Raw genomic sequence first — 4,515 nt, forward strand, 5'->3', positions numbered from 1 at the left:
ACACGCGCCTTCGCATCCGCCTCGCTCAGGCCGCTGCGCGCCGCAACCAACTGGTCAAGGTACGTGCGATCTTCGGGAGGAAGCGTCCCGGTAACTGCCGCGTTCAACAAAATGCGTGATACCTCTGCACTTGCATCCCCTGCGCGTTCGGGCGTTGCCGACGCAGGCGAGGCCGGCCGTAGCAAACTGTCTACGAAGTAGGAGACTGATGTATCACTTGAGGCAGAGCTGGCGGCAGCGGTGGCGGCACTTGCCGCTCCGGAAGCGACGTTGGTCGCCGCCTGCACACCCGCGTGGATTGTCGACGAAACAGCAGACCCGAGCACAGCGGCAACGAACAAAGTTGCGAGCGCCCATGCGACAAAGCCATGCGCAGTATCACGAAAGTAAACTTCGTTGGTATGGATGCCCGCCCATTTGGTTCTAAGGCGACCCGTTAAATAACCGCCGACGCCGGCCGATATCCATTGAACGAGGATCAGCCAGATGGCGGTGGACACCGCAAATGTTGTGGCGGAGGAACTCTCGGAAGCCCACGGCGAAACCATTGTCAATCCGAAACCTGACCCCAGCAGGGTCAATAGCAATGTTACGGCTGCAGCAGTCACAGCGCCCGCAAAAATCGGACCCCAACTGACGGCGCTCGCACTGGTCTCCACGGATGCATCAACATCCGTTTGCAGATCGGTGAGGGACATTTTGCTCTCCTATCGCATGAACAGAAAGAGGAGCAAGATGATTGGAATCGGAACTCCGAGTAACCAAAGAAGAATGCCGCGGCCCATRAAAACCTCCTGTAGATTGCTTTTTGTCGTTTCAATATTGCGGAGGACGCAAGGATGTCGTTTGGCCCGCCGCAATTCATAAAGGTTAGACAGGACAAATTGGTTCCCTTCGAAATGAACGCAGGAAGATGGAGTGATTGATTCCGCGTTCTTCCGCCGGGATGCTGAAGCTCGGGATTTGATTGGCACGTCGATGTTTGTCGAAAGCGTTGGTGGACGCATCGTCGAGACTGAAGCTTGTTGTCAAGGCGACCCGTCATCTCACAGTTTCCGAGGCCGCTCGTATGCAATCATTGCTGTCTGAGCCTGGTTTTGCATTTCCGGATCGGGCCGTTCTAGTCAGGGCGATCGAACCAGCCTCATCCAATAACGACCGCTCGATCACGGAGATGCCGCCGTCAAAAAGTGCCAGGAATATGCTCCGTCGCACTACCATTCGGGAGAAATTCTTTCCGAACTGCTTCAGCTCTCCGGCTTGCCGAAGAGGTCGTTCGATCGGCGGTTCAGGAAAGCAACTGGGTATTCGCCACTCGAATATATTCAATGGCTCCGGGTCGAAGAAGCCAAACAGATGCTGGAACTCGAGGACACGCCGATCGACGAGATCGCGTTTGAGGTGGGATATTCCGACCTTGCGTCTTTTCGTCGTCTATTCCGGAAGCTCGCTGGACTGACGCCAGGTGAGTATCGCCGACGGTTCAAGCTGCCTGCGAACGTCGAGGCGGCCATTCGAATTTCATCTCCCGCCTAGGTTTCTAAGCGCTMAAGGTAGCGATCATAGTGAATGACCGCTGTTGGCCCAAACCGGATATTCGTGATCAATGCATTTAACGACTGCTTTGCGCCTTCGACGCAGACATTGTAACAAAATTGCGGAATGCCAAAAGCGGACGATCGAAAACCTACCAGCAACGGAACTGCTATCCAACCAAAGGGACTTCGATCCAAAGCCTAAGTTGGTATGTCGGTAGGTTTCAGCGGTGCCCCAAGGAATTCCACCCCCCATCGCGCGCCGAAGCGGTTTAGGGCGGCCTTATCGGGTATTCCGGTCGCCATGACTGACCCTAGCTCGGTGAAAAACGCTGCGGCATCCAAGGCAGGTGTGATGAGAATGTACTGCCGTGCCGGCTTTTCACTGACATTTACAAAACCATGCTCGGCTCCACCGGGGATGCTGACGACATCGCCCACCTCGGCGAAGAAGCGGCGTCCGTCGACCTCGTACAAGTAGCGCCCCTCCAGTACTCTGAATATTTCCGCCTCGCGATGTCGGTGCCGGGGTGGCCCGAAGCCGGGGCTGTTGATCGTCTCGATAATCGAGAAGGCGCCGTCGCTTGCAGTGGGTGGAAAGCGGACGTGAAGTACAAGTCCGATCGCTGGGATCGAGAGACTTGGTTCGGATGCATCGGAATACAGAAATTCGATAGTCATGGGCGTGCCTTCGTTTTCGTCAGCGATAAGCGTCTCATGGGCGGTTCAACGCTTCAAAATGTCATCCAGCCAGTCGAAAATGCGCTGTTCAGTAAGTGTACGCGCCATCGGCTGGCAGTAAAATTAGCGCCCTCCGCAGCTGTAAAAGATGAAAGCATTTTCTCGCCGGGCAGCATGGCAGCAAGCTGTTTGGCCTGACCCGGCCAGAACTGTTCGTCCTCTGAATCAGAGATGAACATCGGTGTCTGGATGCGACCGACGACGTCTGTCAAATTGTATTTCAATACCTCCTGGATTGTATTGAAGTATCCGTCTTGCCGATAAGGCCYGGCGCGGAAATTCCACATCCTGGACGTGGCACCCGAAAGTTTCATACCCAGGGACATCTCGATGTCGAACAGCCGCTCGTTGCCTTCGGCGAGCAGTTTCTTCAAGCCCGAGGGCAGATGTTCTGTCCAGGACGTCGAGACGTCGACGACACCAGGATCGGCGACTGCTGCAGTAATTCGATGCTCGAACGCTAGTGCACGAGGTACCCAGTAACCGGCTTGGCTCACACCATAGATAGCAAGGCGATGCGAGCCGACGTCGTCGCGTCCGAGAAGGAAGTCAACCACGGGGGTCACTACTGCCTCCCAATCAAAACGGAAAGGCACGTCCTTTTCAAACAGGAGCGATTGCTGGCCTGGCCCGTCGAACATCAGGACCGCATAGCCTCGAGCCAAAKCAGCCTTGGCAAAACCCCAAAGGCCGCTGAGTGTGCCGTCACTACCATTCACAAGGATCATGCAGCATTTCAACTCTTTCCCAGTTGGCTTGAACAGATAACCTGGCAATGTCATCCCCTCATAGGGAATTTCCACCCGCTCCGTGTTTATCGATGTTGCGTCGATGAAACTGTCCCAGGCCTCGCGATGCAGCCGGAAAGTCGGTACCAACAGCTCATCACTTTTTAGTCGGTCTATGCAGCCAAGAGCGACACCGAAATATGTCGAGGCGCGCAAATAAGCATCGGCTGCACTAATAGGATGACCACCTGCCGCACTTTCATCTGCAATAGCCCGAACCCGATCGCCGAGTGCCATCCATCGTTCGAACCAGTCCTGCGGATCTCCCTGATCGATCTCCGCGATCGCAGACAGAATCTCGCCCGTATCCGCGGCGCCTGAAGTCACTTTCCCAAGGGTGGTGCGTACCTCGAAGTCGAGATCGGCATCATTGTAAAATCCTGAACTGAAAATACGATTGGGATGCGAAAACGGGTTTCTGATCATTCGCCCCTCCTGGAATTCCGGAGAGTCGAGTTTCTCAGATTCGGTGGAATGCACAAGTTCCCATCACAGAAGACTAAGATCCAGCATGGAACTTCAATGACCCGCAGGGGCGCGGTCGATGAAAAAAGCGAAGCACAGGGGTCAATGACGCCGGAAGTATACGGTCCGGTTCTCGCCCAAATTAGGCGGAGTGATGCCGACCGCTTTGCGCCCTAAAGTCGGTCGACGGGCTAGCCGTGACGGCATCCTGCATGCGGATATCGGGAGCCGGGACTGGCCTTGCTTCTTGTGATTGCTATCCCGAACAGCGTCAACCATCGTCCTGCCAATCCCGCTGCATTGCGAAGCCCTGCCGTGAAAACGGCGCAAGTTTTGCGCCGTTGCCATCGATTGGAAAAATCTTGGTCTAACGAAATCCGGGGCTCGGATGTTCGAAATTCGATCACAACCCAACGTTGTAACAGTAACGTACTTGAGCCCAAATCGCGACTTCGTTCAAGTTGCGACCAATTGGGCTATTTATTCCAGACTAGCCCTGGCCAAGCCATGCGAGGGACGCTCGAAGTGAACCGCAAGCTCATCACCAGCTCAGTTTGCATCCTGTTATCATTTTTGCCCGAACAGGGCCTCGCGAACGAGGTCAAATACAGATGCGCTGACGGTTCCCGTCTGACCGTACAATTCACAGCGCCGGGCGATGGTGTTGGTATGGCTTTCATGGTCTTCGCAGTCTCTGGTGATGCTTATTCTCTGCCTCTGGCGCCCTCCGGGGATGGCAGCCGATACTCTGACGGGAGCACCGAATTCTGGATAACAGGAAAGAGTGCCAAATTGACCCGGGACCGTAGCTCGACAACCTGCGAGACAGACTAGATGGTGCATGCCTTAGCCATGCGAGTAGTGAGCTACAAAAGTTGCTAAAATACATTACGCGAACTATTCGCCTGTGGTACCTATCGCACATGCCTCCAACACTTAACCGCAACACTGGCGATTACGAACTTGTCACTCCAACGGGGGAGACC

Annotated in this window: 6 protein-coding genes; 3 read left to right on the forward strand and 3 right to left on the reverse strand. The window is 54.9% G+C overall.

All coding sequences use genetic code 11. The features are described 5' to 3' along the window. A partial coding sequence (locus tag ACXJ5O_RS19665; RefSeq protein ID WP_457301367.1) for a hypothetical protein occupies positions 1-698 on the reverse strand: 698 nt, incomplete at its 3' end. 220 nt (positions 699-918) lie between these two features. On the opposite strand from ACXJ5O_RS19665, the gene ACXJ5O_RS19670 reads away from it, so the two are divergent. Both ACXJ5O_RS19670 and ACXJ5O_RS19675 read left to right on the forward strand, forming a co-directional pair. After that, positions 919-1,089: a DNA-3-methyladenine glycosylase gene (locus ACXJ5O_RS19670; RefSeq protein ID WP_457301368.1), complete on the forward strand. Its 171-nt coding sequence runs from the start codon at positions 919-921 to the stop codon at positions 1,087-1,089. Positions 1,090-1,260: 171 nt separating this feature from the next. Beyond that, entirely contained in the window at positions 1,261-1,536 is a 276-nt protein-coding gene (locus ACXJ5O_RS19675) for a helix-turn-helix domain-containing protein (RefSeq protein ID WP_457301369.1), read from the forward strand. 200 nt (positions 1,537-1,736) lie between these two features. Here the strand turns inward: ACXJ5O_RS19675 and ACXJ5O_RS19680 are convergent, their stop codons facing one another. Together ACXJ5O_RS19680 and ACXJ5O_RS19685 are read right to left on the reverse strand one after the other, a co-directional pair. Beyond that, entirely contained in the window at positions 1,737-2,216 is a 480-nt protein-coding gene (locus ACXJ5O_RS19680) for a cupin domain-containing protein (protein WP_457301370.1), read from the reverse strand. 53 nt (positions 2,217-2,269) lie between these two features. Next, positions 2,270-3,490 (reverse strand): alpha/beta hydrolase family protein, encoded by a 1,221-nt coding sequence (locus ACXJ5O_RS19685; RefSeq protein WP_457301371.1) that lies wholly within the window; start codon positions 3,488-3,490, stop codon positions 2,270-2,272. Between the two features lie 546 nt (positions 3,491-4,036). Between ACXJ5O_RS19685 and ACXJ5O_RS19690 the strand changes: the two genes are divergently transcribed. Continuing rightward, positions 4,037-4,363, forward strand: a complete 327-nt coding sequence (locus ACXJ5O_RS19690; protein WP_457301372.1) for an MliC family protein — start codon at positions 4,037-4,039, stop codon at positions 4,361-4,363. Positions 4,364-4,515 lie beyond the last annotated feature (152 nt).

The sequence above is a fragment of the Phyllobacterium sp. P5_D12 genome, assembly GCF_054049495.1.

What these genes read in the sequence shown, in the direction of transcription:
- ACXJ5O_RS19680 (WP_457301370.1), bottom strand. Translation starts at nt 2,216, where the DNA reads ATGACTATCGAATTTCTGTATTCCGATGCATCCGAACCAAGTCTCTCG.
- ACXJ5O_RS19690 (WP_457301372.1), top strand. Translation starts at nt 4,037, where the DNA reads ATGCGAGGGACGCTCGAAGTGAACCGCAAGCTCATCACCAGCTCAGTT.